This window comes from Phycicoccus mangrovi, assembly GCF_018729305.1.
In the GTDB taxonomy this organism is placed as follows: domain Bacteria; phylum Actinomycetota; class Actinomycetes; order Actinomycetales; family Dermatophilaceae; genus Phycicoccus; species Phycicoccus jejuensis.
The window spans coordinates 1-25,561 of record NZ_JAHHWP010000020.1; the positions used below are offsets into that span (position 1 = coordinate 1).

General features: G+C 68.5%; 25 protein-coding genes. 8 read left to right on the plus strand and 17 right to left on the minus strand.

Annotated features, from left to right (window positions below; all coding sequences use genetic code 11):
• On the minus strand, positions 1-251 hold a 251-nt coding region (locus KMZ30_RS17545; RefSeq protein ID WP_215520082.1), incomplete at its 3' end, for a transposase.
• A gap of 745 nt (positions 252-996) precedes the next feature.
• Here KMZ30_RS17545 and KMZ30_RS17550 point away from each other — a divergent pair.
• A complete protein-coding gene (locus KMZ30_RS17550; RefSeq protein WP_215513955.1) occupies positions 997-1,725 on the plus strand; it encodes a class I SAM-dependent methyltransferase in 729 nt (242 codons plus the stop codon).
• 117 nt (positions 1,726-1,842) lie between these two features.
• Here the strand turns inward: KMZ30_RS17550 and KMZ30_RS17555 are convergent, their stop codons facing one another.
• Both KMZ30_RS17555 and KMZ30_RS17560 read right to left on the minus strand, forming a co-directional pair.
• A complete protein-coding gene (locus KMZ30_RS17555; protein WP_215513954.1) occupies positions 1,843-2,139 on the minus strand; it encodes a putative quinol monooxygenase in 297 nt (98 codons plus the stop codon).
• A gap of 388 nt (positions 2,140-2,527) precedes the next feature.
• The gene (locus tag KMZ30_RS17560) at positions 2,528-3,151 is read right to left on the minus strand and encodes a hypothetical protein (RefSeq protein WP_215513953.1); all 624 of its coding nucleotides are present in this window, start codon (positions 3,149-3,151) and stop codon (positions 2,528-2,530) included.
• Positions 3,152-3,349: 198 nt separating this feature from the next.
• Between KMZ30_RS17560 and KMZ30_RS17565 the strand changes: the two genes are divergently transcribed.
• On the plus strand, positions 3,350-4,426 hold the full coding sequence (locus tag KMZ30_RS17565; RefSeq protein WP_215513952.1) for a hypothetical protein: 1,077 nt from the start codon (positions 3,350-3,352) through the stop codon (positions 4,424-4,426).
• Positions 4,427-4,662: 236 nt separating this feature from the next.
• Positions 4,663-5,340 carry a hypothetical protein gene (locus tag KMZ30_RS17570; protein ID WP_215513951.1) on the plus strand — a complete coding sequence of 226 codons (678 nt, stop codon included), beginning with the start codon at positions 4,663-4,665 and terminating at the stop codon, positions 5,338-5,340.
• A gap of 204 nt (positions 5,341-5,544) precedes the next feature.
• Here the strand turns inward: KMZ30_RS17570 and KMZ30_RS17575 are convergent, their stop codons facing one another.
• The 3 genes from KMZ30_RS17575 to KMZ30_RS17585 form a co-directional block, all read right to left on the minus strand.
• Positions 5,545-5,772 carry a hypothetical protein gene (locus tag KMZ30_RS17575; RefSeq protein WP_215513950.1) on the minus strand — a complete coding sequence of 76 codons (228 nt, stop codon included), beginning with the start codon at positions 5,770-5,772 and terminating at the stop codon, positions 5,545-5,547.
• A 103-nt stretch (positions 5,773-5,875) separates the two neighbouring features.
• Positions 5,876-6,274, minus strand: coding sequence for a hypothetical protein (locus KMZ30_RS17580; RefSeq protein ID WP_215513949.1), 399 nt, complete (start codon positions 6,272-6,274; stop codon positions 5,876-5,878).
• A gap of 929 nt (positions 6,275-7,203) precedes the next feature.
• Complete coding sequence (locus KMZ30_RS17585; protein ID WP_215513948.1) at positions 7,204-7,740, minus strand: hypothetical protein; 537 nt, start codon at positions 7,738-7,740, stop codon at positions 7,204-7,206.
• 126 nt (positions 7,741-7,866) lie between these two features.
• Here KMZ30_RS17585 and KMZ30_RS17590 point away from each other — a divergent pair, with 126 nt between their 5' ends.
• Positions 7,867-8,817, plus strand: coding sequence for a leucine-rich repeat domain-containing protein (locus KMZ30_RS17590; RefSeq protein WP_215513947.1), 951 nt, complete (start codon positions 7,867-7,869; stop codon positions 8,815-8,817).
• 241 nt (positions 8,818-9,058) lie between these two features.
• Here the strand turns inward: KMZ30_RS17590 and KMZ30_RS17595 are convergent, their stop codons facing one another.
• From KMZ30_RS17595 to KMZ30_RS17610, 4 genes are all read right to left on the minus strand, one after another.
• Positions 9,059-9,829 carry a glucose 1-dehydrogenase gene (locus KMZ30_RS17595; protein ID WP_215513946.1) on the minus strand — a complete coding sequence of 257 codons (771 nt, stop codon included), beginning with the start codon at positions 9,827-9,829 and terminating at the stop codon, positions 9,059-9,061.
• A 184-nt stretch (positions 9,830-10,013) separates the two neighbouring features.
• Positions 10,014-11,423 (minus strand): phytoene desaturase family protein, encoded by a 1,410-nt coding sequence (locus tag KMZ30_RS17600; RefSeq protein ID WP_215513945.1) that lies wholly within the window; start codon positions 11,421-11,423, stop codon positions 10,014-10,016.
• On the minus strand, positions 11,420-13,276 hold the full coding sequence (locus tag KMZ30_RS17605; protein WP_215513944.1) for a DUF3556 domain-containing protein: 1,857 nt from the start codon (positions 13,274-13,276) through the stop codon (positions 11,420-11,422). Before KMZ30_RS17605 ends, KMZ30_RS17600 begins: the two co-directional genes overlap by 4 nt.
• Positions 13,277-13,427: 151 nt before the next feature.
• Positions 13,428-14,723: a PucR family transcriptional regulator gene (locus KMZ30_RS17610; protein ID WP_215513943.1), complete on the minus strand. Its 1,296-nt coding sequence runs from the start codon at positions 14,721-14,723 to the stop codon at positions 13,428-13,430.
• A 179-nt stretch (positions 14,724-14,902) separates the two neighbouring features.
• On the opposite strand from KMZ30_RS17610, the gene KMZ30_RS17615 reads away from it, so the two are divergent.
• Positions 14,903-16,390, plus strand: coding sequence for a class I adenylate-forming enzyme family protein (locus KMZ30_RS17615; RefSeq protein ID WP_308284334.1), 1,488 nt, complete (start codon positions 14,903-14,905; stop codon positions 16,388-16,390).
• Positions 16,391-16,479: 89 nt separating this feature from the next.
• Here KMZ30_RS17615 and KMZ30_RS17620 read toward each other — a convergent pair whose 3' ends face one another.
• The 3 genes from KMZ30_RS17620 to KMZ30_RS17630 all read right to left on the minus strand — a co-directional run bounded on the left by KMZ30_RS17620 (position 16,480) and on the right by KMZ30_RS17630 (position 18,524).
• Positions 16,480-16,776: a putative quinol monooxygenase gene (locus KMZ30_RS17620; RefSeq protein WP_173029818.1), complete on the minus strand. Its 297-nt coding sequence runs from the start codon at positions 16,774-16,776 to the stop codon at positions 16,480-16,482.
• A 371-nt stretch (positions 16,777-17,147) separates the two neighbouring features.
• On the minus strand, positions 17,148-17,699 hold the full coding sequence (locus KMZ30_RS17625; RefSeq protein ID WP_215513941.1) for a GNAT family N-acetyltransferase: 552 nt from the start codon (positions 17,697-17,699) through the stop codon (positions 17,148-17,150).
• Positions 17,700-17,903: 204 nt separating this feature from the next.
• On the minus strand, positions 17,904-18,524 hold the full coding sequence (locus KMZ30_RS17630) for an MBL fold metallo-hydrolase (protein ID WP_215513940.1): 621 nt from the start codon (positions 18,522-18,524) through the stop codon (positions 17,904-17,906).
• A 629-nt stretch (positions 18,525-19,153) separates the two neighbouring features.
• On the opposite strand from KMZ30_RS17630, the gene KMZ30_RS17635 reads away from it, so the two are divergent.
• Positions 19,154-20,389: a tyrosine-type recombinase/integrase gene (locus KMZ30_RS17635; protein ID WP_215513939.1), complete on the plus strand. Its 1,236-nt coding sequence runs from the start codon at positions 19,154-19,156 to the stop codon at positions 20,387-20,389.
• A 183-nt stretch (positions 20,390-20,572) separates the two neighbouring features.
• Here KMZ30_RS17635 and KMZ30_RS17640 read toward each other — a convergent pair whose 3' ends face one another.
• The 3 genes from KMZ30_RS17640 to KMZ30_RS17650 all read right to left on the minus strand — a co-directional run bounded on the left by KMZ30_RS17640 (position 20,573) and on the right by KMZ30_RS17650 (position 23,171).
• Positions 20,573-21,190 carry a DUF305 domain-containing protein gene (locus KMZ30_RS17640; protein ID WP_308279847.1) on the minus strand — a complete coding sequence of 206 codons (618 nt, stop codon included), beginning with the start codon at positions 21,188-21,190 and terminating at the stop codon, positions 20,573-20,575.
• A 107-nt stretch (positions 21,191-21,297) separates the two neighbouring features.
• A complete protein-coding gene (locus KMZ30_RS17645) occupies positions 21,298-22,791 on the minus strand; it encodes a multicopper oxidase family protein (RefSeq protein ID WP_215513938.1) in 1,494 nt (497 codons plus the stop codon).
• The gene (locus KMZ30_RS17650) at positions 22,788-23,171 is read right to left on the minus strand and encodes a hypothetical protein (RefSeq protein WP_215513967.1); all 384 of its coding nucleotides are present in this window, start codon (positions 23,169-23,171) and stop codon (positions 22,788-22,790) included. Before KMZ30_RS17650 ends, KMZ30_RS17645 begins: the two co-directional genes overlap by 4 nt.
• Here KMZ30_RS17650 and KMZ30_RS17655 point away from each other — a divergent pair.
• Complete coding sequence (locus tag KMZ30_RS17655) at positions 23,170-23,826, plus strand: winged helix-turn-helix domain-containing protein (protein ID WP_308279846.1); 657 nt, start codon at positions 23,170-23,172, stop codon at positions 23,824-23,826. The two genes, KMZ30_RS17650 and KMZ30_RS17655, sit on opposite strands and share 2 nt — an antisense overlap.
• Positions 23,823-24,938, plus strand: coding sequence for a sensor histidine kinase (locus KMZ30_RS17660; RefSeq protein WP_215513936.1), 1,116 nt, complete (start codon positions 23,823-23,825; stop codon positions 24,936-24,938). The genes KMZ30_RS17655 and KMZ30_RS17660 overlap by 4 nt, the downstream gene beginning before the upstream one ends.
• Positions 24,939-24,944: 6 nt before the next feature.
• Here KMZ30_RS17660 and KMZ30_RS17665 read toward each other — a convergent pair whose 3' ends face one another.
• Positions 24,945-25,544, minus strand: a complete 600-nt coding sequence (locus KMZ30_RS17665) for a phosphatase PAP2 family protein (RefSeq protein WP_215513935.1) — start codon at positions 25,542-25,544, stop codon at positions 24,945-24,947.
• Between the last annotated feature and the right edge of the window lie 17 nt (positions 25,545-25,561).

A 25,561-nucleotide genomic window follows, 5' to 3' on the forward strand; every position in this document is an offset into this window, starting at 1 on the left:
GAGGCCCGTTTGAGGATCTCGATCTCCATCGCCTGGCGGCGGTTCTCTCTTCGCAGCCGGACCAGCTCCTCGTGCTCGCTCGAGGTCAGGCCCTCGCGGCGGCCGGCGTCGACGTCGTCCTTGGCCATCCAGCGGCGCAGGCACGACTCGCTGATCCCCAAGTCCTTGGCGATCGTCGCGACCGACGCGCCCGGCACCCGGGTCAGCTCCACCGCTCGACGACGGAACTCCGGTGGCTTGGCAGCAGGCATCCCAGACTCCTCTCCGAGACGATCATCGCCTCAGCTCAGGTGTCCGGAAAAGCGGGTCAGGCTCCGCCTCGATGTCTGAAAGCTCTTCCTCACTACCCCGCCATACCTTGTTCCACACATACAAACCGATCAAGCCGCGAACGAACGGCATGCTTGTTAGGTAGGCGCTGGCCGCTAGTCCCGCGTCGGGAGCCACATCAAACAGGCGGCGCCAGTTGAGAACGATGTTGCCTGGCTTCCTACTTACGGCGCCGCCCCCACTGTGCATGGTTATGTACTCAATGTGAACTTGCCCCTCTGGCTCCGTCACGGTTGCGAAGGCGATAAGCCACCTTCGCAACGAACCAGACGACGCCGCGTGCGGGGGCCCATGCGCTTGCGCAAAGTTCAGTAGGTCCTCAAACGTGTCCACCGATAGAGCCTAGCGATTCGCGGGGGCGGGTCCGCGAATCGCCAACGAGGGAGCATGCTGGTTCAGTACCTGGTCGTACGAGTCGGACCAACTGATCCCAGGCTTGAGCAGCTTCCACTGGGCGCTAAGACCCCCCAGCTCCAGCGTCGTCCTAGGTAGTCCTTGGCGGGGATCGGACGTCTCGAGCCGAAGCTGCAGGGCGGCCGCGCGACGAGTGAGTCTCTTCGCCGCCAGCGGCAGCTGTCTTTGCCCTGGGTCGCACCGCGGCGGCCATCGTTTCCAGCCCGCGTCGCATGCGCTTCGGCAGCCAGCGGTTTGGCACAGTGGCTTGGCATGACGTCCGGACCCCAGACCGCGGAACAGCAGCCCGACCACTACGACGCCTTCGCCGAGGCCTACGCGCGGGCGAACGAGCACGGCCTGTTCAACCGGTGGTACGCACGCCCCGCCGTGCTGGACCTGCTGGGTGACGTCGCAGGCCGACGGATCCTCGACGCCGGCTGCGGTGCCGGCCCGCTGGTCGCCGACCTGACGGAGCGGGGCGCGAGGGTGGCCGGGTTCGACGCCAGCCCGGCCATGATCGGGCTCGCCCGGCGACGCCTCGGCGAAGAGGCCGACCTGCAGGTGGCCGACCTGACCCGGTCGCTCCCGTACCTAGACGAGGCCTTCGACGACGCCGTGGCCGTCCTGGTGCTGCACTACCTCCAGGACTGGTCTCGGCCGCTGACCGAGCTCGCGAGGGTGCTGAAGCCCGGCGGTCGCCTCGTCGTGGTCATCAACCACCCCGTCATCCCGCCGGTGATGTACCCCGACGTGAACTACTTCGCGACCGTGCCCAACGCGGAGGAGTACGACTTCGACGGCGTCGGCGCGACCCTCACGATCTGGTACCGCTCGCTGAGCGCGATGTCGGAGTCGTTCACCGCCGCAGGCTTCAGGATCGCGGCGATCGCCGAACCGCCCGTGGCCCCCGACACGCCACCGGAGCTGCTGCCCGACAGCGAGTCCGACCCCACCCGCTTCATCGGCTTCATCTTCTTCTCCCTCGAGAAGGCCTCGTAAACACACCCCGCCATAGCCTCACACCCCCGGTCCTCGTGGGCTCGTCCCACGCAGCAAAAGAAGCCCACCCGCGTCTTTCCGCCGCCACGGGGCGACGACGGCCGAGCGGGCGGATGGCTACTTGACCGCGAGCACGTCGATCGGTGAGATCACGGCATCCTCGGCCAGCAGATCTGAGGCGACATCCTGGAGTGCCGCCGGGATCTGGCCGTTCACGTGGGCCTGGCGAGCGTCTTCGCTCTCGAAGGTGTCGAAGATCCCGTACGTCGTGTCGTCGAGTCGGAACGCGTACCAGGTCACGGTGCCGTCCTCCTGAGCTGCCAGCTCTCGGCCCTTCCTCAAGAACTGTCCCAGCTCATCCCCCTTGCCGGGCTTGGCCTTCAACGTCGCCAACAGTCCTCGGTCGACAGCCATGACTGGTTCCTCTCATCGGGATACCCCGTAACCGGCAGAGCGATGTCGGATGTGGCATCGCGGCTCGGCGGAACTTTGACCGTACGCGCTCCGTAGCACTCACGAGTCCCTCGTGAGCGTGCGCGTCCATGTCACGACCGAGTCGTGTCCCGGGACGCTGATCAAACGACGTGTCCTCGCTCGCTGGACCGCAGGCGTCCCAGGGCCTGGGGCGTCACCGGGACCGCATCGCGACGCGCGCCAGAGGCACCACGGCATCGACTACCAGAGCGCTGCCACCACCGAGCCGAGGCGTACCCCTTCGTCCTCCGCAGAGTGGGACCTCGCGCCCTGCGTCTCTTCGCCGCGAGCGGACACGCGCGAGCGACGGCGTGCCGCTCGTCGCCACCTACGCCGCGTCGGCCAAGATGCTCTTCTGGGCTTCGAGGTGACGGCGAAGAGAGACGACCACGCCGTCCTCGGAATCACGCTGGTCATCTAGGTCATCGACCTCGACGTTGTATGCCTCTGCGAGTCGCGGGGTGTGGGCAATAACCATGTCGAACAGGGGCACCAGGTCGCCCAGGGAGATCTTGACCTCGTGGCCCTCGTCCGAGAAGGCCTTGATCGCGTCCAGGTCTTCCAGAAGTCGCTCGACTATCTGCGCGTTCAGCGCGCCTTCGCGGCCAGCCTCAATGTAAGCGCGGAGCGACGCGTCGAAATTCGTGATGCACTCTGGAAGGGCGTCTACCGGTACCAGCCTAGAGCCCTTGCGCTTCTTCACCAGATACGTGACACCGCTGCCAACGACTGCGGCTACGGCCACCACCGAAATCACGACCTTAGGGTGGAGCTTTATGCTCCGGACTGCCTCCTCAGCCTTGTCCGGACTTGGCACCAACACGGTCAAGTGTTTGTAGACGCGGCCTGTGTCGGCCTCCCTGACCACGCTTCCGAACAGCTTGAGAGTGCCCTCGAGCAACCCCAGTTCGATGTCCGGCGGCACGAGGAGCAGGGGTTGCTCGATCATCATTGAGGAGTCCTTGGGAACGGTATCGGTAGGCGCTGCAACCCTATGACTGACCACCGGCCTTCGTTCACGGAACGGCCTGCGACTCTGCTGGCCGAGGGGCTTCCGCGGATCGCGTCATAGCGCCGCGAGCGGGGCGCCGTGCCAGTTGCGCCGACGGCGTCGTGCCTCGTAGAGCCCGGTTCCTGATGGAATAGGGCTGTGATCCTTCGCGACGAACACAGGGCGGCTCTCCAGTACGTCCAAGCAGCCAACAGTGGGGGCTATCGGCCGACGATCGACGAGGTCGACGAGTGGCGACTCCGCCCTGACCCTTTGCCCGGCAAGAGGGGCAAGCTCATTAGCCCAGCTGTAGCGGGTGAGCCGTCCATTTGGGCCAAGGGACTTATCGAGAACACGCGCATGCTTGAAAGCTTCGCCGAGGCTCTGCGCCCATCGTTGCTCTCGATGGGGAACCAACTCCTGGGCTCTGCAATGTTCGGCACCCCGGGCACCCCTGCTCGTTACGAGCCAGATGGCCCCCCGGAAGCCTTCCTCGCTTCCCTCATTCGGTTGTCATGGTTGGCGTCTGATGACCGCGGAGGCCTCAGCACGACGCCGTTGAGCCGCGCCCTGCTTAGGGCCGAGGAGGTCGCTGGTCAGGAGGCCGCCGACGTGCTCGTGCTCGCCGAAGGAGACCCGCTGGCATACGCCTCACTTTTAGGTCACGTCGCAGAGATGGGACAGGTGCTTGTCGTTGACCCGTATCTCAAGCCGGAACAGCTCCTTTCATTCCTGCAGCACACGAACGCCAACCGATTTCTGATTGGTAGCAGAGCGAACCATGGGTCAGTCGTCGCGATGCAGACTCTCCTGAGCGCGACCGGTTGGCAGGCGGTGCCCGAGTTGAAGCAGACGGCCCCTGGCGAATTGCACGATCGGTACATCATCGGAGACACCCATGTCTACACATTGGGCATGTCCCTCAATGCGGTGGGCCGCAGCAACACAACTGTCTTGATGCCACTACCGGAGGACGCGGCTGATCACATACGCAGCGTGATGGAGCAAATTTGGTCTGGCGCCGAGACGCTCGGGAACATTGCGGCTCCGAGTTTGCAGTCACCCAGTCCGGAGCATCTGGCTGCGGAGAGCACGCGGGTTGTGAAATCTGGCAACCCAAGAACTTCCACCACCCGGAAGAGGGCCAGCAAGAAGGTTGCCGCGAAGAAGCCAAGCGCCAAGGGCGCAAGACAGGCTCGAGCGCGCGATTCCTCGCCAAATGGTGACGACACCTGACTGGTTCGCGTCGCCGTGGACAAGGGGGTAAGACAGCCGCGAACGAGGACGAAAAATGCGGGTGCTGCGCAGCAGTGCGGCAAATCTCGATCAGAGCGGGGTGTGCGTCACTTCGCCGCCGTCAGAATGCGTCTTATCGCCACAGTTCGGTTGTCACCCATCGGTGCAGCGGTCCCTCCGGGCCAGCCGCTTCCGGAACCTACCGGGTGTCAGTGGCGCGATCTACGCTCCGTTTCATGAACGACCTGACCTACAGAGCGGTCGCATGGACGCCGTACATTGCGTCACCGGAAAACCTGCGCCGGACCGACGAGGCCGTCGCCTGGACCGAACGCCAATGCCGAGAGACCGGCCTTCCCGGTTACCTGCGAGTGCCCTCCCACGCGACCTCCTACAAGCACGGCGACGGCCAGCTCGCTGCCTTCGCAAGAGCCCACGAGGTGATCACCAATCGTGGACGCTTAGGTGGCAACGGCGTATACCTCGTGCCCATGGCCTACCCCCGCGAGCTGGCGTCGGCCATGCGTCGGGCGCACACGTTCAGTTTGTGCGCAACGGAGCATCCCGCGTATCCGCTTATTGGTTGGGCGATGATCCTTGGGGCAGTGGACCTGACGACTGGTGAACGAACCCCTTCGACTTTCAGCTCGGAGCAAGAAGAGACATTGAGGCACATGGCTGACTCCGGCTACAACAGCTACGGCAGCCCTCCGGGCGACCGGGCGGCGCGGCGGTCGATGGCTCGTCTGGCGGAGTCAGGGCTCAGCTACGCCACCTTCTTTGGGGCGCTGATGGCATTGGCGCCCGATCATGCAGATCCGAAGCAGCTGACCCGCCACCTGCCACCAACTTGGCAACATGAGCTAACTAACCCTTCGGCGGACGCAGGTGCCACGACGGGGCTGGACTGGTAACCGAGTCGCCAATGCCACGCTCGGAGTCGATCGCACGATGGCTCAAAGCTCGCCTGCGCATCATCACGTGGCCGGCGCCGTCAGCGGATCGCTGAAGACACACACGCAATGCGAGACGGCTGAGAGGGCTTGACGCGTGCGTCTCTCCGCCGCCAGCCGGGCCGCCCTGGTCACGGCGCTGAGCTTGATTGCACAGCCGATAGGTCAGGTGGCGGGCGCCTTGAGCGCGGCGCACATCTTCGGGAAGAGGTAGCAGAACTCGCCGCCACCCCACGAGTCGACCAAGCCGCCCGCATCTTCCAGCGCGTTCCACATCGGTTCCGAGGCGCGCACGATGTGCTCTACCGCCGGAAGGTCCACCTCGAGCGCCTCGCTCACCGCGGCGATCACCTCGAAACGGGACTCCGCAGGCACGTCATCAAGAGGGTCCATGGCCGGAGCGTAGGTCGTCCCGGACACCGGGCGGGAGTGGTCGGCGACGATGCGTCTATCCACCGCCTGACGGGCCACCCCCAGCCCAAGGGGTCGAGATGAGCTACGAATCGATAGTTCCCATCGGTGCGTGTATCAAGCGCCGCGATCCGAGCGGCTTGGTGAGTTGGATCTGAACATCTCTCGTCTGAAGCATCGCCGCGCAGTTGCCTTCGTTGTCTTCCGCGATCGCGGAGGTGATGCGAACGTAGGTGGTGGCCTGCTCGACAGCCAATTGCGTGCCGATCACTCGGCACCCCCCTGCGATTCCGACCGTGAGGTACAAAGTCCTGCCGTCGGTGGACATCCCCTCCAAGGTCCACGGCAAGCTCTCGAGCCCCGGGTGAGGAGTGGCCTCGACCGCGACAGCGTCGTACTCGCTAGTGGGCACTGTCGTGGCGCTGACCGGATCCAAGTCGCCGCTCGGCATCCCAGTGCACCCGCCGAGGATCGCGGTGGCCATGACCAAACTGCCCCCGCACAGCGCTGTCGCTCCACGCCTCACATCGCCCATCATCTGGCGGCGCCCGGATCGCCGTCAATGAGTCGAATCCTCACCAGGTCTGTGCGTCCTTCCGCCGCGAGGAGAACGCCGAGATGGCGGGCCCGCTTGTACTTGCCCGGGAGCAGCTGGCGAGGTGGCACGTACTGGGTTGCAAGTAACTACCGATATACCTGACCCTCGGGCACCCAGGTTCAATAGCTGAGGCGCGCTCTTGCACCGGACGCCACCGCTCCTTGGGTGGGCGCAGAGAAGGCGTCGCTCGGCCTGATCAGGGGCCGGAGAGGTCAGAGCAGCTGTACTTCCTGCTGCAATACGCCGTTGCGGATATCTCGCAAGGCCTCGATCGTGCGCCGAGCGACGATATTCCAAGACTTCCCCCAGTCTCCGCGAACATGGTCCAGTTGCAACGCTATGAAGGCCGGTTCCTGCTTGTGTGCACTGCTCGGATGGCCCGCGGCATTCCGGACGGCGACAACATGCTGAAGGGTCCCGATCGCTCTGACCGCAGGGTGCTGATCATCCTTCAGGGAGTCAATGAGACCTAGTCGCAGGCGGTGAAGCGTCCCCGCGTTTGGCGCCTCCGAACGCGCGGGCACCCTCATGGTGGAGAGGACGTCCGTCAAGGCAGTGCATCGGGCGTCGAACGTCTCCCGAGTGTCTACGCTGTCGATCATGCTGGCAACAACTCCCAGTCGATTGACTTGCAGCAGCTTCTCTTTGTGAATGCTCCTCCACGCTAGATCTAGATGATCGAAAGCGTCGGCGAGGGCAGCCTGGGGCACCGGACTGCTATCTATGTGGACAGTCGATCCGGTTCCGAGTGCTTCGTCAAGCGCGGCCAAGAGGTCAGGGATGTCCGTGGCCTCACGGAAGGCATGAGCGCGGAGTCACGTCACGTCCCACGACCACGTCACGCTGTCCGGGTTCATGGAAATACCACCGGCACTGAGGGGTTCCCGCTTCAGAAGCTCCAAGAGCTGGTCATCTGACAGAGAAGTAGACGCTCGCATGTTGACGCTCCTCACGAGGGGAGCGCCCTGAAGAACGAGGTTCTCAGCATGGTCCGGATCCGGCTGGGACTGTCGCTGCCTGATGTCGGCCAGGTGCATGGTCGCGAGGAAGGCACGACAGAACCCCTGAGCCCAATGGCCGGACGCGTGACCGAGCCCGCCAACGGTCACCGCGATGCGATCCCCGGGGCCGGGCTCGATCCCATGTGAAGAGTCGCTCCATGTCGGCCCATAGTGATGGGTCCATCGAGGTAGGTCCTCGAGCGCGCGCGCGGCGTCATAGCCGGCTTGGTCCATCTGGCGCCGGACGTACTGCCAGACGGGCCATCGACCGCCGTTCAGCCGATGACCCTCGGTGACGATGTCGACGAGGGTTGCGGCATCCGGTGACAGAGGATCGGAAATGCGTTGCACGAATCCATCGTGGCACTCCGAAGTCAGTGGCTGGCTAGACCACGCAAATGAGTCCTCGCGGCGATACTCAAGGAGTGGTCCGATCAATGCTGCGGCCCATGGCACCCTCTGCAAATGAGAGATCCGGTGCGTCACAGCGCCGCGCAGCGACAGTCCTTTTCCCATCAGCGGGTGGGAGGCGGCTGGACGATCGATGATGGGCCGGTGACACACGACTATGCCCTCGTGCGTGACGATCGAGGGCGCACCGACTTCGACCTGCGCTCGGCGTGGTCGCCGCGGATTCACGAGGCGTACCTCTCCTCCGGGGCCGATGGGCTGATCGCCAACTACGCCCGTGGTTTCGTCGGCTCGGACATCGACTTCGTCAGGGAGCTCCCGCTTCGACGGTTCACTCTTCTGGACCGTGGCATCACGGATCTGAGCCCCATCCATGACCTCGGAGCAACTCTTGAAGAGCTGCGCGTCCAGTCCAATTCGGGCGCCCATGTCGACCTCACGCTCCTCCCTCGACTGCGGGTGCTGTCATGTGCGTGGGACCAGGTCAAGGACACCATCGAGCGCACGGACCACATCGAGGAGCTCTTTCTCTCTGCCTACCGGGAGGCCGACCTACGGCCGATCAGTCACCTCACGTCCCTACGGACTCTCCGCATGAAGCAACGCCCGGGCGTGCGCTCGCTCGCTGGCGTCGAGGCGATGCCGTGGCTTAGGTGGCTCGGGATCTACGGCGCGCCGCTGGAGGACATCACCGCACTGGAGCGCCTGCGCTCACCGGTCCTGAATCGACTCGACCTGGAGGCCTGCCGCCGCATCCCGTCACTGGACTCCGTGGGCTTTCTGCACGGTCTGCGTCAACTCGATATCAGCGAAGGCGGCACTCTGCCCAGCCTCGCCCCGATCGCGGCCCTCACCGGGCTGGAACGACTCCACCTATACGGCTCGACCAAGATCGCCGACGGCGACCTGTCGCCACTGCTCGGCCTCAAGCGCATGAAGGACCTACGAATAATGAATCGGCGGCACTACGCACCCTCGGTCACTGCGGTGAGCAAGCACCTGGACCTCGAGCCATAGTGAGCAGCTGCGTCACTTCGCCGTCAGTTGGCCACAGGGGTGCCGCGTTCAAGCGACTCCAGCGGAACTCTTGTCGCCGGCGGCGACGGGGAAGGGACTGCCGTCGAGGAGTCGCCCTCGACGGCAGCCGCTCCCCCACGTGAGCGCCGACGCAATCGTGGCCGGCGACTTCACCGGATGGCAGGCCTGCACGCGGTGGTTGCTCGACGGCGCTCGTCAGGGCCTGACGCCATACCCGCCGTCACAAGAGTGACGCGGTGAAGCCGCCGTCCAGGACGAGGGTCGAGCCGTTGCACCAGGACGCGGCGTCACTGGCGAGGAAGGTGACGGCCTTGGCGACCTCCTCCACCGTGCCGTAGCGGGTCTGCTTGGTGGCGATGAGGTCGTCGAAGCCTCCCTGCTCGAGACCCAGGGCCTCCTCGAAGGCCCCTTGGTGCGTGGTGACGAGCTCGGTGTCGATGAACCCGGGCAGCACCGCGTTCGCGCGGATCCCGTGGGGACGCAATTCGGCGGCGAGGGTCGCGGTGAGGTTGCCGACCGCGGCCTTGGCGGCTGCGTAGCTGGCGATGAGCGCGCTTCCTCGAAGGGAGGTGATCGAGGAGATGTTGACGATGCTGCCACCGCCTCCCTGCAGGAGGGCGGGCAGGGCGTGGCGCACGGTCAGGAAGACACCGTCCAGGTTGACGTCGAGGACCTTGCGCCACTCCTCGAAGGAGGTGCCGACGATCGGGACCGTCGTGGCAATCCCCGCGTTGGGGACCACGATGTCAAGACCGCCGTAGTGCTCCACCGTGGCCGCGATCAACTCCTTGACCTCCTCCTCGTTCGTGACGTCGGCGGTGTGGGCGATGGCGTCGGGCAGCTCCTCGGCCACCTTCCGGGCCGCGGCGGCGTCGATGTCGGAGACGACGACCTTGGCGCCCGACTGTGCGAGCTGTCTTGCGATGGCCGCGCCGATGCCCGCGCGGGCGCCAGTGACGACGGCCACCTTGCTCTCGAGGCTTATCTGCATGACGGTTCTCTCTTTCCGTGGTGAGGGCTTGAGTCGAAGGAGGTGATGGGTTGGGGCGGCGACCAGGGAGCTTGGCGACCGCGCCGCGCGATCGGTGGGGGCAGGCCGCCATCGCGGCAACGACCGCAGAAGCGGTGGTCGGTGGTGTCGGCCGGCGCCCGAAGGTCGACGTGCGCCGTGCGGCTCAGCCGATGTCGGCCAGGGCTCGCCGGGCGGCGTGCAGCCCGGCCATGCCATGGGCGCCAGGTCCCGGTGGGGTGGCGGCCGAGCAGAGGTACACGCCGGGGATGCCGGTCCGGTAGGGGTCGCGGCCGGGTCGGGGGCCGAGGATGAGCTGTCGTGGAGAGTTGGCGCCGGTGAGGATGTCCCCGGCGACGAAGTTCGCGTTGGCACGGCTGAACCCGCGCGGGTCGGTGACGTGGGTGGCGACCACCCGTTCGCGGAAGCCCGGGGCGAAGCGTTCGATCTGCCGGGTGATGACCTCGGTGGCGTCCCCGTCATAGCCGGCCGGGACGTGGGCGTAGGCGTAGAGCGGGTTCAGGCCCCTGGCGGACCGGCTCGGGTCGGCCGCGTACTGCTGACCCACGAGGACGTAGGGGCGCTCCGGCATCCGACCAGCGGCGACGAGGCGCTCGGCCTCGATGATCTCGCGGGCCGGCCCGACAACGTGGACAGTGCCCGCACGCGCGACCCGGGCGTCGCGCCACGGGACGTCACCCTCGACCGCGAAGTCGACCTTGAACGCGCCCGGTCCGTGGGCGAAGCGCTCGTAGGCCCGTCGCGTGGCTCGCGGGAGCCGGTCCCCGTAGAGCCGCGCAACGGCCGCCGGGGCGAGGTCGAGGAGGACCGCGTCAGCGCGAGGGAGCTGGGAGAGGCTCGTGACGTGGGTGCCGGTCTCGATCTTCCCGCCGAGGTCGAGCAGCGCTGCCGCCAGGGCGCGGGTGATGGCGTGCGTGCCACCGACGGCGACGGGCCATCCCCGACGGTGCCCCGCGGTGAGGATGCCCAGGCCGATGGCCGACGAGAACGCCTCGCCCAGTGGGCGCATGGCGTGCGCCATGACACCGAGCAGCAGGGCCCTCGCCGGCTCCGAGCGGAACAGCCGGGCGAGGGCGATCGCGGGCAGAGGGGTCGGCGCGCCGAACCGCGCCATGAGAAGGGGGCGCCGGGGCAGGTGCACGACCGGGCCGAGGATGTCGGGTGCGAGGTCGTCGAACCGCCCGGAGGGACCGGCGAGCAGGGCGCGCCACAACCTGCCGTCGCGGGCGTCCAACCCGGACGCCGTCTCCTCGACCGAGCGGTGCAGCAGCGCAGCCGGCCCCTGCGGCAACGGGTGCGCGCAGTCGATCTCGGGGACGGCCCAGCGCAGGCCGTACTGCTCGAGCCCGTCCAGGGCCGGGGAGCCGACGGCCATGGGATGGAAGCCGGCGCAGTGGTCGACGCGCAGCCCCAGCCCCATCGGGTCGCCCGTCGTGGTGCCACCGCCGATCTCGTCGCAGGCCTCCAGGACGGTGACGTCGACGCCGTGGCGCGCCAGGGCCAGGCCGGCAGCGAGCCCGTTGGGCCCGCTGCCGACCACGACGGCTGTGGTCACGGCGCCACCCGGTCACTGTCGGGCAGGGGGGCCGCGGTGGGCGTCACCGCGGCGGGCGTCGCCGGGGCGGCCTCGTCGAGGGCGCGACGCCAGGACACGGTGAGCGGGATGGGCCCGTTGGGCAGCCAGGGCTGCTCCCGGACCGCGTCGCGGACGTCCCACGACCCCCTCTCGATGACGCCCAGGGCGGCGTCGATGACTTGGTACTGCTGCGTCTTCTTGTGGATGGGCTGGGACTCGACCCAGACCACGATGAGCTCCCCGGGGGCGAAGCCGCACCGGCGCTGCACGGCGCGCACGAGAGACGCGTCGTGGAGGTGACCGTCACCGAAATTGAACCCGATGAGCGAGTTGCACGTGAACTCCCCTTCCCTCACGGTCGCCCGGTCCAGGCCGTCGACGTGCCGCACCAGCAGGGAGAAGAGTCCTCGACCCTGGCTGTGCATGGAGCGCCAGGCGATCGTCTGCTGCATCGTGATCTCCGCGACCGCGGCCGGGTAGCCCATCGCCTCGAGCTGCTGCACCTGGTTCTTCGTCGGACGGATTACCTGGTTGAGCTTGTCCTCGCAACCAGGCTGGAAGGCCCAGAGGGCACTGGCCCAGTTCCCGGCGTACTGGCGCATGGCCGGGGTGAACGCCACCAGGTCGGGGCGCAGGTTGCCCAGGACCGGGAAGAAGAAGAGCGCGACGAGTGCGGAGAGGACCAGCCACACCGACCCGGCATCGGCCAGGGCGAACCCGTCACCGGCGGGGAACCCGAGGAAGAGCACGACCGCACCGTAGGCGAACAGCAGGTTCCACTCCAGGGGCACCGCCAGCGGGAACGTGGAGGTGATGAACAGGTGGAAGACCACCATGAGGGCGACCCCAAGGAGCGTGACCGTCGGGTTGGTCGAGAAGAGCAGCACCAGCGGCGTCACGATCTCCACCGTGGTGCCACCCACGTGGGCGAGCGTCTTGGCCACCGGGGAGGGCCGGATGTCACGCGGGAAGTCGCGGTAGTTCAGACGGCGCAGGAAGCGGGTGGGGACGCAGGGGCTGTTGGAAACCATCGGCGGCACGACGTTGGCGAAGTGGACCCCGAACTTGGACACGCCGGCCCCGATCCATACCGAGACGATGAGGAGCTTGAGCAGCAGGATCATGTCGACGAAGCCGTTGCCCGGCAGGACGGGCAGGAGCGCGAAGGCCACGAGCGCCGGACCGTACTGCTCGGCCCGCGCGGCGATGAAGATCGTCTTGTCGCGCAGGCCGACGAGGACGACGAGGACGATCGGGACGAGGGCAGCGACCGGCGCCACCAGGCCGGTGTCGTTGCCGGGCAGCACCTCGGACAACCCGGGGTGGGGGCGGCCGGGCAGGACCACGCCGACGGCGAGGGAGAGCAGCAGGGCGAGGTAGAGCGCCACGTCGAGAGGGGTACGCGAGTCACCTCGGGTGCCGGGCACCTTGCCGGGCCACGGGGGCATCCGGATGGTGCCGGGCCGCGCCCAGAAGAGGATGCCGCCGGTCATGGGCTTGAACTTGCCGGCGATGGGCCCCCAGGAGCCGGCGACGCCGATGGACTCCAGCAGCATCGTCCAGATCACCAGCTTCTGGTAGACGATCGGCTCGGCCCACCACGAGGTGACCTCCCACGGCATCCCGACGCCGGAGGTGAGCGTGATGAGCGATAGGCCCACCCCGATGTAGAGCACCAACAGCTTGACGACGTAGGTCGTCGGGATCATCTTGGGGCTGCCGAAGCCGTAGTCGACCCAGTGCAGGGCCAGGGCCTTGGTCCGCTCGAACAGGGGCTTGTCGAGGAAGGTCTCCGGGTCGACCGGCGGGAACTTGCCTGTCGTGAATCCCATGTGCGCTCCTGGGTCCGTGGGCCCTGCGGGCCCGATGGCGCCGGCGGCACTGCCGGCATGCGAGGACCGTACGAATCCGGGACTTCGGCTCCCACGGTGCAGCGGAACGAAGTTCGACCGGTCGTTCGTGCTGGGAGAACGAGGGCGCCCGTCAGTGCAGCACCGCGGCGCCCATCCAGTAGCAGGCGGTCAGGGCGAGCTCGACCTCGAGCGGCCGCTCGTCGAGGTCGCGGCCAAGCACACGCTCGGTGGTCTCGATCCGGTACTTGATGCTGTTCTTGTGCAGCAGCATCGCCTCCGCGGTCGCGGTGTAGCTGCGGTTGTGCTGCAGGAACGACAGCAGCGTCTCGCGGCGTCGGGCGTTCTGCTCGTCGTCGGTGGCCAGGGTGCCCAGGGTGGTGCCGACCCAGTCGCGCAACACCTCGGGCTGCTGCGCCAGCAGCGCCGTGGACGCCAAGCCCGGCGCGTCGTGCGAGAGCACCGTCATGGCGCTGCGCGGGTTGAGCTGGCCGACGGTCCGCACCCGCAGCGCCTCGGCATGCGATCGACGAAACCCCTCCAGCCCCTCGTGCGCCGACCCCAGCGCCAGCACCGGCACCGGAGGGCCGTCGACGTCACCGGGCACCCACCGGGCCAGGTCCGGACGCCACCGGTAGTCCTCACCGACCGGGATCCACCCCCAGGCCGTCGCCCGGTCCTGGCCGATGACCAAGGGAGCCTGCCCGGTCCCCAGCACGCCGGCCAGCTGCTTGATCGTCCGCACGAAACGGCTCAGCTGGTCCTCCCGGGCCCCTTCCCCGTCGACCCAGGCGACGGCGGCCACGTGATGGCCGCCGAGCCGGTACCCGATCGCGAGCTCCGCGGAGGACACGTCCTCCACCGGATTCAGGAGCAGCTCGCGCACCCGGGCCTGGCGGCTGTTGGCCCGGTTGGCCAGCCACGAGTCGCGCTCCTCCTCGTAGACGGTCACCACCCGCTGGGTGATCCAGTCGATGTAGTCGAAGCAATCCGAGACGATGACGTCGTACGCCGCCGCGCGCACGGCATCCGGTGCCTCGAGCACCGCGGAGGCAGCGAACGCCCGACGCATCAGGTACTGGTGGCCCAGGCGGTAGGCCCGCACGAGCGCGTTGACCGGCACGCCGCGCTGGGCGAGCCGGCGCGCGTACTCAAAGGCCGCGCTCGGCGGCTCGAGGCGCTCTCCGCGGATGCCGTGCTGCAGGGCGTGGAGGATGTTGTCGACGTTGCCCTCGACGCTGGCCCGCAGCAGCTCCACCAAGGCGGGGTCCCCGTCGAGCTCGGTGATCCGCTGGGCGAGGAGATCACGCATGCGGTCGACAACGTCAGCGAGGTCGTCGTTGAGCGCGGACCCGACGGCCTCCACATGCTCCTCGACGGCTCGACGAAACGCGGGGGTCGAGGTGGTGCCGTGCGCTTCGTCTGTCATCCGCCTTGATCCGCTCCGCCGTCGTTGGCCGTCCCACGACGCATGCTAGGCACTGCGCCATAGGAGGCGCTGGTACCTCTGCACGAACCGGGCCCGACGAATCGTGCCGGGAGCACGAACCGCCCTGCGACGGACTGTCCTAGGTTCGGCCCGTGAGATCAGTGGAGCCCTCAGCGGCGGTGGAGGACCTTGCGACGATCGCGGCGCTGCCGGTCAGGCGCGCGGCGCAGGATCCCGACGGAGTGTGCGTGTCGGACGCCGCCCGCACCCTCAGCAACGCCGCGTTCGCCGCGGACGTCGACCGGCTCGCGCGGACCCTGCTGCACGCGGGCGTGGGCAGCGGCGACGTCGTGGCCGTCATGCTCCCCAACTGCTGCGAGATCGTCACCACGATGTTCGCGGCGTGGCGCATCGGTGCCACCCTCACGCCCGTCAACCCGGCCCTGACCGACCCGGAGGTCGCCTACCAGCTGGAGGACTGTTCGGCCCGCGCCCTCGTCGGCGACACGCGCAGCCGCGACCTCGCCCGAGAAGGCGGTCTCGCGTGGGTCGACGCCGAGCGCATCCACGCCACGGGGTACGTCGACGCGACCGACGAGCTCGAGCCGGCGGACGAGGTCACCCTCATGAGCGACTTCGCGTTCGTCATCTACACCTCGGGCACCACAGGACGGCCCAAGGGATGCCTCCTGGACCACCACAACGTCGACGCCATGGTCCGCTCGATCTCCGAGCACATGCACCTCACCGCGCAGGACCGGAGCCTCCTGGTGCTGCCGCTGTTTCACTGCAACGGCCTGGTCGTCGGGACCCTCTCGGTGCTGCTCGCCGGAGGGTCGGTGAGCATCGGGCCCCGGTTCGACCCGGAGACCTTCTGGGACGCCGTCGAGCAGACGCGGCCCACCTTCTTCTCCGCCGTCCCCACCATGTACGCCCTGCTCGAGGGCCGCACCACCCGGCCGGTGGACACCTCGTCGCTGCGCTTCGTCGTCTGCGGGGCCGCCCCGATGCCGGCCGAGCTCATCGAGCGCTTCGAGCGACGCTTCGGCGTCCCGGTCGTCGAGGGGTACGGGCTCTCCGAAGGGACCGTCGCGTCCACCGTCAACCCCGTCGACGGCCCGCGGAAGGCCGGGACCGTCGGGCCCGCCCTGCCGGGGCAGGTCGTGGAGATCGAGGGGCCCGACGGCCGACGACTGCCGCCAGGACAGCGCGGAGAGGTCGTCATCCAGGGACCCAACGTCATGCGCGGCTACCTCGGCCGGCCCGAGGAGACCGCGCTCGTCGTCAAGGACGGCTGGCTCCACACCGGCGACGTCGGCTACCTCGACGAGGACGGCTACCTCGTCCTGGTCGACCGACTCAAGGACATGATCATCCGCGGCGGCGAGAACATCTACCCGCAGGAGATCGAGCACGTCCTGTACGCACACCCCGACGTCCTCGAAGCAGCCGTCGTCGGACAACCGGATGCGGTGCTCGGCGAGGTGCCCGTCGCCTACGTCGCCCCCCGCCCGGGCAGCACCCTCGACCCGACGGAACTGCGCGAGCACTGCCGCGGCTCCCTCGCGCGGTACAAGATCCCGCACAGCATCCACGTCCGCCCCTCACTCCCCAAGAACGCCGTCGGCAAGCTGATCAAGGCGCCACTGCGCACACCGAGGAACTGACGCCGTCCTTGGCATGGACACCCCATGGGTGCGGCGCCGTCCGCGTCATTCCGCCGCCAGGGGGCGACGACGGCCGAGCGGGCGGATCGCTACTTGACCGCGAGCACGTCGATCGGTGAGATCACGGCATCCTCGGCCAGCAGGTCCGAGGCGACATCCTGGAGTGCCGCCGGGATCTGGCCGTTCACGTGGGCCTGACGGGCGTCTTCGCTCTCGAAGGTGTCGAAGATCCCGTACGTCGTGTCGTCGAGTCGAAACGCGTACCAGGTGACGGTGCCGTCCTCCTGAGCTGCCAGCTCTCGGCCCTTCCTCAAGAACTCTCCCAGCTCATCCCCCTTGCCCGGCTTGGCCTTCAACGTCGCCAACAGTCCTCGGTCGACAGCCATGACTGGTCCTCTCGTCGGGATACCCCGTAACCGGCAGAGCGATGTCGGATGTGGCATCGCGGCTCGGCGGAACTTTGACCGTACGCCCTCGGTGACACTCACGAGACCCTCCCGAGCGTGCGCGTCCATGTCACGACCGAGTCGTCCCCCGGGACGCTGATCAAAAGACGTGCCCTCGCTCGCTGGACCGCAGGCGTCCCAAGGGCCTGAGGCGTCACCGGGACCACATCGCGGCGCGCGCCAGAGGCACCACGGCCTCGACTACCACAGCGCTGCCACCACCGAGCCGAGGCGCACCCCTGCGTCCTCCGCAGAATGAGACCTCGCACCCTGCGTCTCTTCACCGCATGTCCTGCACGCAGTGTGAGCGGTTAACGCGAGTGCTGAGTTCGGAACTCGTCCTCGAGGATCGCCATGACCACGTCGTCATGCCAGGTCCCCTCGAGACGACAGCTGTCCCGCTCACGACCCTCGATGACGAATCCGGCGCGCTGGTAGGACGCCATCGCAGCGGTGTTGAAGGCGAGGACGCGCAGGTCGACACGATGCAGGCCGATCCCGTTGAACGCATGGTCCAGCACGAGGCGGGTCGCTTCGAGACCGAGCCCTCGGCCCATGAACGCAGGGTGGAACATGCCCACCGCGTAGCGAGCCCTCCTGTCGACCTCGTCGACGTGGTGCAGGAAGGCGACGCCGGCCAGGTCATCCTCGACCTCGACGGCCCAGAACGTCGAGCTGTCCTGCGCCCGGATCCCGGCAAGCCAGTCCATCGCCTCGGCGGTCGACATCGGCCCGTCCGGGCGCTCGTCGCCGTAGTTCCGTTGGATGGCGCGATGCCAGCCGTGCCTCCTGCGGCGCGCAGCGTCGGCCTCTTCGACCGGGCGGAGCCGCACACGCTCGCCCACGAGGATCGGAGAAGCCATGGACCGATCCTGCCGGACCTCCCGGCTCGATCCCCTGGTGGCAGCGAGTCACGTCGCCACCAGCCGCACGCCCTCGTGGTCGCGTTAGCCGATCGGCTAGCCGGGTCAGACTCCTCACGCTGATGGCTCGGCGGGAACCTCCGACGGCGTGATCACTCGCCGACCCTCGACGCGGCGTAGCGAGTTCGTCCGGTGGAGCGCCGCCTAGGTCGGCGGCTTCCACGGCAGGTGCTCGTGCGAGAGCCACACCTCGTCGGGACGCAACGTCGTGATGAGCTTCTGACCCTCGGTCGCGGGTTCGTCGAGCTCACCGAACCACACTGCGGTGTCGCCGGCGATGACGACGCGTCGTTCGCCGCTGTCGACGACGACGATCTGCGACCCATCGGTGTGCCCCGGTGCGGGAAGGAGCCTGATGCCGGCCACGATCTCGGTCTCGCCGTCGACCGCGGTGTAGTCGACGCCCGGTGCCTCCACCCACTCGCGCAGCGTGTAGTCCTCGAGTGAGAGCGCATCGTCGAGCTCTCGCCTCTGGACGTAGATCGGGCAGGACGCGAACAGGTGGTTCCCGCCGCAGTGGTCGGCGTGCAGATGGGTGTTGACCACGATGTCGATGCTGGACAGGTCGACCTCTTCGGTCCACGCGCGCAGCCGGGGGTCCATGTCCATCAGGGCCGGGTGCTGATCTCTGATGCCGGTGTCGACGAGGATGCGAGTGTCCTCGTGGTCGATCACGTGCACGTACACGGGCATCCGCCCGCCGCTGCCGGCCTCGACCGCGAAGTCGGCCGTCAGCACTGGCGTCACGGTGGTCCGCTCAGTCATCCGCCCTCCCAGCTCGTCTCGTCCCGTGTCGGTGCGCGCAGAAGTAGCGCGAACCTCGATGACTCGTACGACGACTATGACCTCTGCCGAGGAGCGGACTCATCGGTCCGCGACACCCTCCCTGATCAGGGACCCGTCCCGGGTCGTGGCGTCGGCAGAACTCAGCCCCGCACACCACCCACCTGGCCCTCGGACTCGACGTGACCGTCAGGAGGTCACCGCCGTACCCGGGGTGGACGACGAGCGCATCCGTGACCACTGCCACCTCGACGGCGGCACAGCGCCGCACCCGGGCAGGCAGCACGAGTCAGTGACACGCGTCCGCACGACGGCACGGGGGACGCCTCTGTCATCACGTCGACCTGCTGCAACCGCCGCCGGGGATCCGAGCGCTGCACCTCCGCTGCGGCTGCCACGCGAAAGGCCCCCGACCGGCGTCTCCGCTGGTCAGGGGCCCTTCGATGGTGCTCCCCCGGTTGGACTCGAACGAACGATTGGTCTAGTTGGACCGAAGTGGACACACACGGTCAGGCGCGCCCTCTGACCTGCAGATATGCCTCGCCCAGAGGCTGCTCCAACTGTCCGTTCGAGGGTCGAAAGGGGACAGAAATGGCCCTACGATCCGATGCATGAACGATGCAAGGCGGGCGCGTCACCGGTTCGGGCAAGTGTCCCGAATGCGCTCGGGGCGATGGCAGGCGCGCTACAGCGTGCCTACCAACCACCCTTCGGGTCGGGGCGGACAGCTCATCGCCGCGCCCCACACGTTCGAGCCAACCACGTACGGACGAGAGGCAGCACGGGACTGGTTACGCGACGAAGAACGCCGCTTGATCGCCGAGGGAGCGCAATGGACCACCTTGGCTGAACGAGCGGAGCTGGAGAGGCGGAAAACCGAACGTGAGGCGATCGTCACCTTCGCCGAGTACTCAGCCACCTGGCTGCGAACGCGCAGAACCCGGAACGGCCCCCTGCAGGAGTCCACGCGCCGGTCGTACGGTCTCTGGCTCAGGAAGTACCTCTTGCCCTCCCTGGGTCCACTCTCTCTCGACGAGATCACACCGACGGTCGTCCTTCGCTGGTACGAGCAGAGCCTCCCCCACGACAAACCCAAGACCACTCGGGAGTGCTACGCGTTGGGCTCAGCCATCATGCGAAGCGCAACCGCAGCCGACGGTGTCCTTCCAGGGGCCATCAACCCCTTCAAGATCGACGGAGCCGGCTCCATTGGCAGCCGGTCAGAGTCCCGGACCGAGGTGATCGACGACGACGACCTGCGCCTCATCCTTGCCACCATCCGCCCCGAGTGGCGAGCCATGGTCGCACTCGCTCTCGGCTGTGGCCTCCGCTTCGGAGAGATCATCGCGCTGCGCCGCTCGGACATCGAGCTGAAGGCCAAGGTCCCGGTCATCCGAGTAACGCGAGCCATCGGTACCGGGCCCAATGGACGTCGCTACGAGAAGGGCCCCAAGAGCCAAGCGGGCAGGCGAGACCAGCGGATTCCCGTACCCGTGCTCGAGGTGTTGACGCATCACATGGACACCTGGGCCGTCGGGCGAAACGGACTGCTCTTCCCCGCAGATGACGGTGGATGGCTCTCCGAGACCACTTTTCGCAAGGGCAGAGGCGGGTGGGCCGCCGTGCGCCACGCGGTCGGTAGGCCGATCAACTTCCATGACCTGCGCGCAACAGGAGCGACCCGCATGGCTCAGCGAGGAGCTCATGTCGCAGAGGTCAAACTGTTCCTTGGGGACAGTTCGACCCAAGCAGCCGAGCGCTACGTCCGAGCCACCCAAAGTCGCATGGACGAACTCACCACCGCCGCGTTCTCCGACATCCACTTCGGCAGCACCATGACTACGTGAACGGCCGCCGCTGGTCGATCCACCGACTCATGGAGGGGCGTGCACTGCCACAGGTTCGAGTCAAAAGACCTCGAGTCCCCGCGACGACAGCTGACTCCGCGACGGCCCGATCGACGTCCCATCACCGTGACTGCGCGAACGGGGCCCCACCATCGCGGTGGGGCCCCGTTCGCACGGGCTGGGTCAGCCGAGCAGCTCCTGCATGGTGGCGATCTCCTGCTGCTGGGCCTTGATGATGGCGTCGGCGAGGGTGCGTACCTCGGCGTCCTTGGTGCTGCTGAGGACGTCCTGGGCCATGGTGATGGCGCCTTCGTGGTGAGCGATCATCATCGTCAGCCACTGACGGTCGAAGTCGGCGCCGGTGGCGTCCTTGAGCGAGGCCATCTCGGTCTCGCCCATCATGCCGGGCATGCCGTGGTCCATGCCGGCGCTGGCGGGGGCGCCCCAGGACGTGAGCCAGCCCTGCATGGTCTGGATCTCGGGGTCCTGGGCGGCCTTGATGTCGGTGGCGAGGGCGCGCACCTGCTCGGATGATTCGGCCTTGGCGTCGAGGGCGAGGTCGGCCATCTCGACAGCCTGCTGGTGGTGCGGGATCATCATCTGCGCGAACATCACGTCGCCGGGCGCGCCCCGGGCCGCCGAACCGCCGGCCGTGGCGGACGCGCTGGAGCTGGACATCCCGGACATGCCCGGCATGTCGGAGTGGTCGGTGTCGGAGCCGCAGGCGGCGAGCAAGGTCGCGGCGGTGAGGCCGACGGCGCCGAGCGCGAGACGACGGGTGGCACGGGTGGTGGAGGGCACGGGTGTCCTTCGGTGGTGGAGAACAAGAACATCCCCACCGTCTCGCGGGCGTGCGGTCGTTCCCCGAAGGCTCCATGAAGGTTCGATGAAGAAGCTCGACAGCCAGGTCAGGTGACATAGCCGAGCGTGGTCATCATGCCGGTCTCGGCGTGGTAGGCGTTGTGGCAGTGGGCGGCCCACTGGCCGGGGTTGTCGGCGTCGAGGTCCAGAAGCAGTCGCTGCATCGGTCGCAGCAGGACCGTGTCCTTGCGGACCCCGCTGCCGCGCACGGAAAAGGTGTGCCCGTGCAGGTGGAAGGGGTGGACCATCATCGACATGTTGCTGACGGCCAGCGAGACCCGCTCGCCCGAGCGCACCTCGAGGGGGTCGGCGTCGGGGAAGCTGCGGCCGTTGATGGTCCAGCGGTAGGGGTTCATCGACCCGGAGAGCACCAGATCGTGCGTGCGGTCACTCTCGCGGGCGACGATCGTGGTCCCCGCCAGCGGACGGAGGCTCGCAAGCGACAGGACCGTGCCGGACGTGGTGGTCGCCGCTGCGGAGGCCGAGGGCGTTCCGCTCGCGGTCCGCACGAGGGCCAAGGCCTGCCCTTCCTTACCCTCGGGGATCGCCGTGAGCGGGAAGGCGCCGTCGCCGAGGGTGACGAGCAAGTCGTAGCGCTCCCCCATCGCGATGAGGAGCGCGTCGCCCTCGACCGGCTCCACGGGCCAGCCGTCGCTGTGGGTGACCGTCAGGCGGTGCCCGGCGAGGGAGACCCGGAAGACGGTGTCCGAGGCGGCGTTGACGACGCGCAGGCGGATGCGGTCGCCGGGTCGGGCCCGCAGCACGTCGGGGTCGGCCGGGACGCGTCCGTTGACGAGGTAGTGGGGGTAGACAACGTCACCGCCGCCGGACATCCCGCCCATCCCGCCAAAGCCCATGCCCCCCATGCCGCTCATCGAGCCACCCATCATGCCGCCCGTGCCGTGCCCCTCGGAGGCGTCGGCGGTGCCCGACCCGGCGGTCAGCCCGGCCAGCACGTCGTCCGGGGTGCGCCCGGTGCCGTCGACCCAGTCGTCGAGGACGAGGACCCACTCGTCGTCGTAGCGGCCGGGCTCGTGCAGGTCCTCGACGACGAGCACGCCGTAGAGGCCGCGGTCGAGCTGGACCCCGACGTGGGGGTGGAAGAAGTAGGTTCCGGGGTCTGGTGCGGTGAACTCGTACCGGAAGGCCCCACCGGGGCGGATCGCGTCCTGCGTCATCATCGGCACGCCGTCCATGTCGTTGCGCAGCCGGATGCCGTGCCAGTGCACCGAGGTGTCGGCGATCAGGTCGTTGCGCACGTCGACGCGCAGGACCTGGCCTGCGCCGACCCGCAGTGTCGGCCCGGGCACCGTGTCCCCGAAGGCCCAGGTGTCGACGACCACCCCGCCGAGGTCGACGCTGCTCGGGGCGGCACGCAGCGAGGTGGTGACCAGCCCCCGGGCGTGACGGGCGGCCTCGGTCGAGGCCACGGCGGCCGAGTGCGGCCCAACAGACCGGGCGCCACCACCGCAGGCGCTCAGCGCGCCCAGGCCCAGCAGGCCCAGCCCACCGGTGAGGAGCGTGCGGCGGGTGGTGCTCATCGACGCGCCACCGCATCGTGCGAGGCGGTCTCGTCGACCGCGGCCCGCGCGCCGGGGCGCACCAGCGCCACGACGGCGAGGACCACCAGGACCCACACCGCGGCGACCACGCCACCCATCACCAGCCACATCACCCAGCCGGTGCCCACGAACCCGTTCATCATCGGGACCATCTCCTTCGTCTCGTCACCGAGGGTCCGCGCCGAGCCCGACGGTCGTGTCGAGGTGGCGTGAAGGTTCGATGAAGATGCCCGCGGGGGTACCGGCGCCCGGGCGCACGGACGGTGGCCGCGTGACACGATCAGCACCATGCAGAGCGTTTCGACCTCTCCGACCACGCCGGGGGTGCGCGCGCTGGTGGTCGAGGACGAGGTCCACATGGCGCGCCTAATCGGCAGCTACCTGGAGCGAGCAGGGATAGAGGCGCACGTCGTCCACGACGGCCCGGCCGGTCTCGAGGCGGCCCGCGAGGTCGACCCCGACGTCGTCGTGCTCGATCTCGGCCTGCCCGGCCTGGACGGCATCGAGGTCTGCCGGCAGTTGCGGACCTTCTCCGACGCCTACGTCGTGATGGTCACCGCGCGCGACGACGAGGTGGACACCCTCATCGGCCTGTCCGTCGGGGCCGACGACTACCTGACCAAGCCGTTCTCCCCCCGCGAGCTCGTCGCCCGCATCCAGGTGATGTTCCGGCGTCCCCGACGCCCCACCCACCCCGAGCCAACCGACCACGCCGTGACCGTCGGCCGGCTCGCCGTCGACCCCGTCGGCCGCGAGGTGTGGCTTGACCATGAACCGGTGCACCTGACGCGCACCGAGTTCGACGTCCTGGCCGCCCTCGCCGGCAAACCGCGGATGGCCTTCTCCCGGCGCCAGCTCATCGACGCCGTCTGGGGACCGGAGTGGGTCGGCGACGAGCACCTCGTCGACGTCCACGTGGGGCACCTGCGACGCAAGCTCGGCGACGACGCCACCGACCCGGTCTTCGTGCGGACCGTGCGCGGGGTCGGCTACCGGATGGGCCCCGGCGCATGAGCCGCACGCGCCCTCGAGCGACGCGCGGCTTCGGCGCGCGGCTGCTCCTCACCCAGGCACTGCTGCTCGTCGCGGGCGCCGTCACCGCCTACCTCGTCGCCTCCCTCGTCGGCCCGGGACTCTTCCACCAGCACCTCCTCGAGGCCGGCACCGACCCGAGCAGCTCGCAGACCTACCACCTCGAGATGGCCTTCCGCGACGCGCTCCTGGTCGCGATGGGCGTCGCCCTGCTGGTCTCCGTCAGCGCCGCGCTGGCCGTCAGTGTGTGGTTCACCCGCCGGGTCCAGCGCTCCACCCGCCGCGTCGTCGACGCCGCCGCCGACGTCGCCGCCGGGCGCTACGACGTGCGCGTCCCCGCCTCCGGCCTCGGGGTCGAGCTGGACCGGATGTCGAGCACCATCAACGAGCTCGGCGCGCGCCTAGAACAGGTCGAGGGCACCCGCCGCCGGATGCTCAGCGACCTCGGCCACGAGCTGCGCACCCCGCTGGCCACCGTCGAAGCCCACCTCGAGGCGCTCGAGGACGGCGTCGTCGCCCCGGACGCCGCGACCTTCGCGGTGCTGCGCTCGAGCACCCACCGCCTGCGCCGCCTCGCCGACGACCTCGGCGCGGTCAGCCGCGCCCAGGAAGGCCGCCTCGAGCTGCACCCCGCCCGGGTCGACCTCGACGCGCTCGTCGACGACGTCCTGGCCACCGAGGCAGCGGCCTTCGAGGCTCGTGGGGTCACCCTGCGGACCGACCCTTCGGCTGCGGCGGTCATGGTCGACGCCGACCCCGAGCGCTTGGGTCAGGTCCTGACCAACCTCCTGCGCAACGCCCTGCGGCACACGCCGGCCGGGGGCACCGTCACCGTGCGCACCGCACAGGACGGAGCCCACGCGGTCCTGCACGTCGTGGACGACGGCGAGGGCATCACCGCCGAGCACCTGCCCCACGTCTTCGAGCGCTTCTACCGCGCCGACTCCTCCCGCACCGCCGCTGACGGAGGCGGCTCGGGCATCGGCCTGACGATCAGCCGCGCCATCGCCGAGGCCCACGGCGGCACCCTCACCGCCCGCAGCCACGGCGTCGGCACCGGAGCCACCTTCGCGCTCCGGCTACCCCGCGCCTGACCGGGGTCAGCCGGAGGCGACGAGACGGAACACCTCCCGTACGACCGGACGACCGCGCAGCCATCCCGTGAGCGCGATCAGCGGCCGGCGCAGCAGCAGCCACCCGGCCCCTGCCACGAGCCCGCCGAGCAGCAGCCCGGCGAGCACGTCCTGCGGGTAGTGGGCGCCGACGTAGACGCGCGTGAACGCCATCACGACCGCGGCCACGACGGCCCACCGGCCGATCCGGGGCGCTGCGATGAGGAGGCCGACGGCGACGGCGCCGGCCATCGTGGCGTGGTCCGACGGGAAGGACACGTCGGTGGTGCGCTGGATGAGCAGCAGCGCGCCGGGGTGCGTCGCATAGGGGCGCGCCTCGCCGAACAGGGCGGCGACCGGCTGGTTGACGGTCACGGCCACGAGCGTGCCGAGCGCAATCCACCCGGCGGCGGCGAGGTGACGGTCGCTGGAGCCTCGGGCCCGCAGCAGCGCCCACAGGGCCAGGCCGGCGAACAGCACGACACCGTAGGTCGCGAAGAGCATGGCCGGCCCGTGCAGCCAGGGCGTCGAGCGGGCGAATGACTGGACCGCGGCGAAGAGCCGCTCGTCGAGCGAGGACGTGGGCATGCAGGTGCGGCCTTTCT

What these genes read in the sequence shown, in the direction of transcription:
- KMZ30_RS17635 (WP_215513939.1), top strand. Translation starts at nt 19,154, where the DNA reads ATGAACGATGCAAGGCGGGCGCGTCACCGGTTCGGGCAAGTGTCCCGA.
- KMZ30_RS17630 (WP_215513940.1), bottom strand. Translation starts at nt 18,524, where the DNA reads ATGACTGAGCGGACCACCGTGACGCCAGTGCTGACGGCCGACTTCGCG.
- KMZ30_RS17655 (WP_308279846.1), top strand. Translation starts at nt 23,170, where the DNA reads ATGGCGCGCCTAATCGGCAGCTACCTGGAGCGAGCAGGGATAGAGGCG.
- KMZ30_RS17610 (WP_215513943.1), bottom strand. Translation starts at nt 14,723, where the DNA reads ATGACAGACGAAGCGCACGGCACCACCTCGACCCCCGCGTTTCGTCGA.
- KMZ30_RS17660 (WP_215513936.1), top strand. Translation starts at nt 23,823, where the DNA reads ATGAGCCGCACGCGCCCTCGAGCGACGCGCGGCTTCGGCGCGCGGCTG.
- KMZ30_RS17605 (WP_215513944.1), bottom strand. Translation starts at nt 13,276, where the DNA reads ATGGGATTCACGACAGGCAAGTTCCCGCCGGTCGACCCGGAGACCTTC.
- KMZ30_RS17555 (WP_215513954.1), bottom strand. Translation starts at nt 2,139, where the DNA reads ATGGCTGTCGACCGAGGACTGTTGGCGACGTTGAAGGCCAAGCCCGGC.
- KMZ30_RS17625 (WP_215513941.1), bottom strand. Translation starts at nt 17,699, where the DNA reads ATGGCTTCTCCGATCCTCGTGGGCGAGCGTGTGCGGCTCCGCCCGGTC.
- KMZ30_RS17595 (WP_215513946.1), bottom strand. Translation starts at nt 9,829, where the DNA reads ATGCAGATAAGCCTCGAGAGCAAGGTGGCCGTCGTCACTGGCGCCCGC.
- KMZ30_RS17550 (WP_215513955.1), top strand. Translation starts at nt 997, where the DNA reads ATGACGTCCGGACCCCAGACCGCGGAACAGCAGCCCGACCACTACGAC.
- KMZ30_RS17620 (WP_173029818.1), bottom strand. Translation starts at nt 16,776, where the DNA reads ATGGCTGTCGACCGAGGACTGTTGGCGACGTTGAAGGCCAAGCCGGGC.
- KMZ30_RS17580 (WP_215513949.1), bottom strand. Translation starts at nt 6,274, where the DNA reads ATGGCCACCGCGATCCTCGGCGGGTGCACTGGGATGCCGAGCGGCGAC.
- KMZ30_RS17560 (WP_215513953.1), bottom strand. Translation starts at nt 3,151, where the DNA reads ATGATGATCGAGCAACCCCTGCTCCTCGTGCCGCCGGACATCGAACTG.
- KMZ30_RS17650 (WP_215513967.1), bottom strand. Translation starts at nt 23,171, where the DNA reads ATGTGGACCTCGTCCTCGACCACCAGCGCGCGCACCCCCGGCGTGGTC.
- KMZ30_RS17570 (WP_215513951.1), top strand. Translation starts at nt 4,663, where the DNA reads ATGAACGACCTGACCTACAGAGCGGTCGCATGGACGCCGTACATTGCG.
- KMZ30_RS17575 (WP_215513950.1), bottom strand. Translation starts at nt 5,772, where the DNA reads ATGGACCCTCTTGATGACGTGCCTGCGGAGTCCCGTTTCGAGGTGATC.
- KMZ30_RS17665 (WP_215513935.1), bottom strand. Translation starts at nt 25,544, where the DNA reads ATGCCCACGTCCTCGCTCGACGAGCGGCTCTTCGCCGCGGTCCAGTCA.
- KMZ30_RS17645 (WP_215513938.1), bottom strand. Translation starts at nt 22,791, where the DNA reads ATGAGCACCACCCGCCGCACGCTCCTCACCGGTGGGCTGGGCCTGCTG.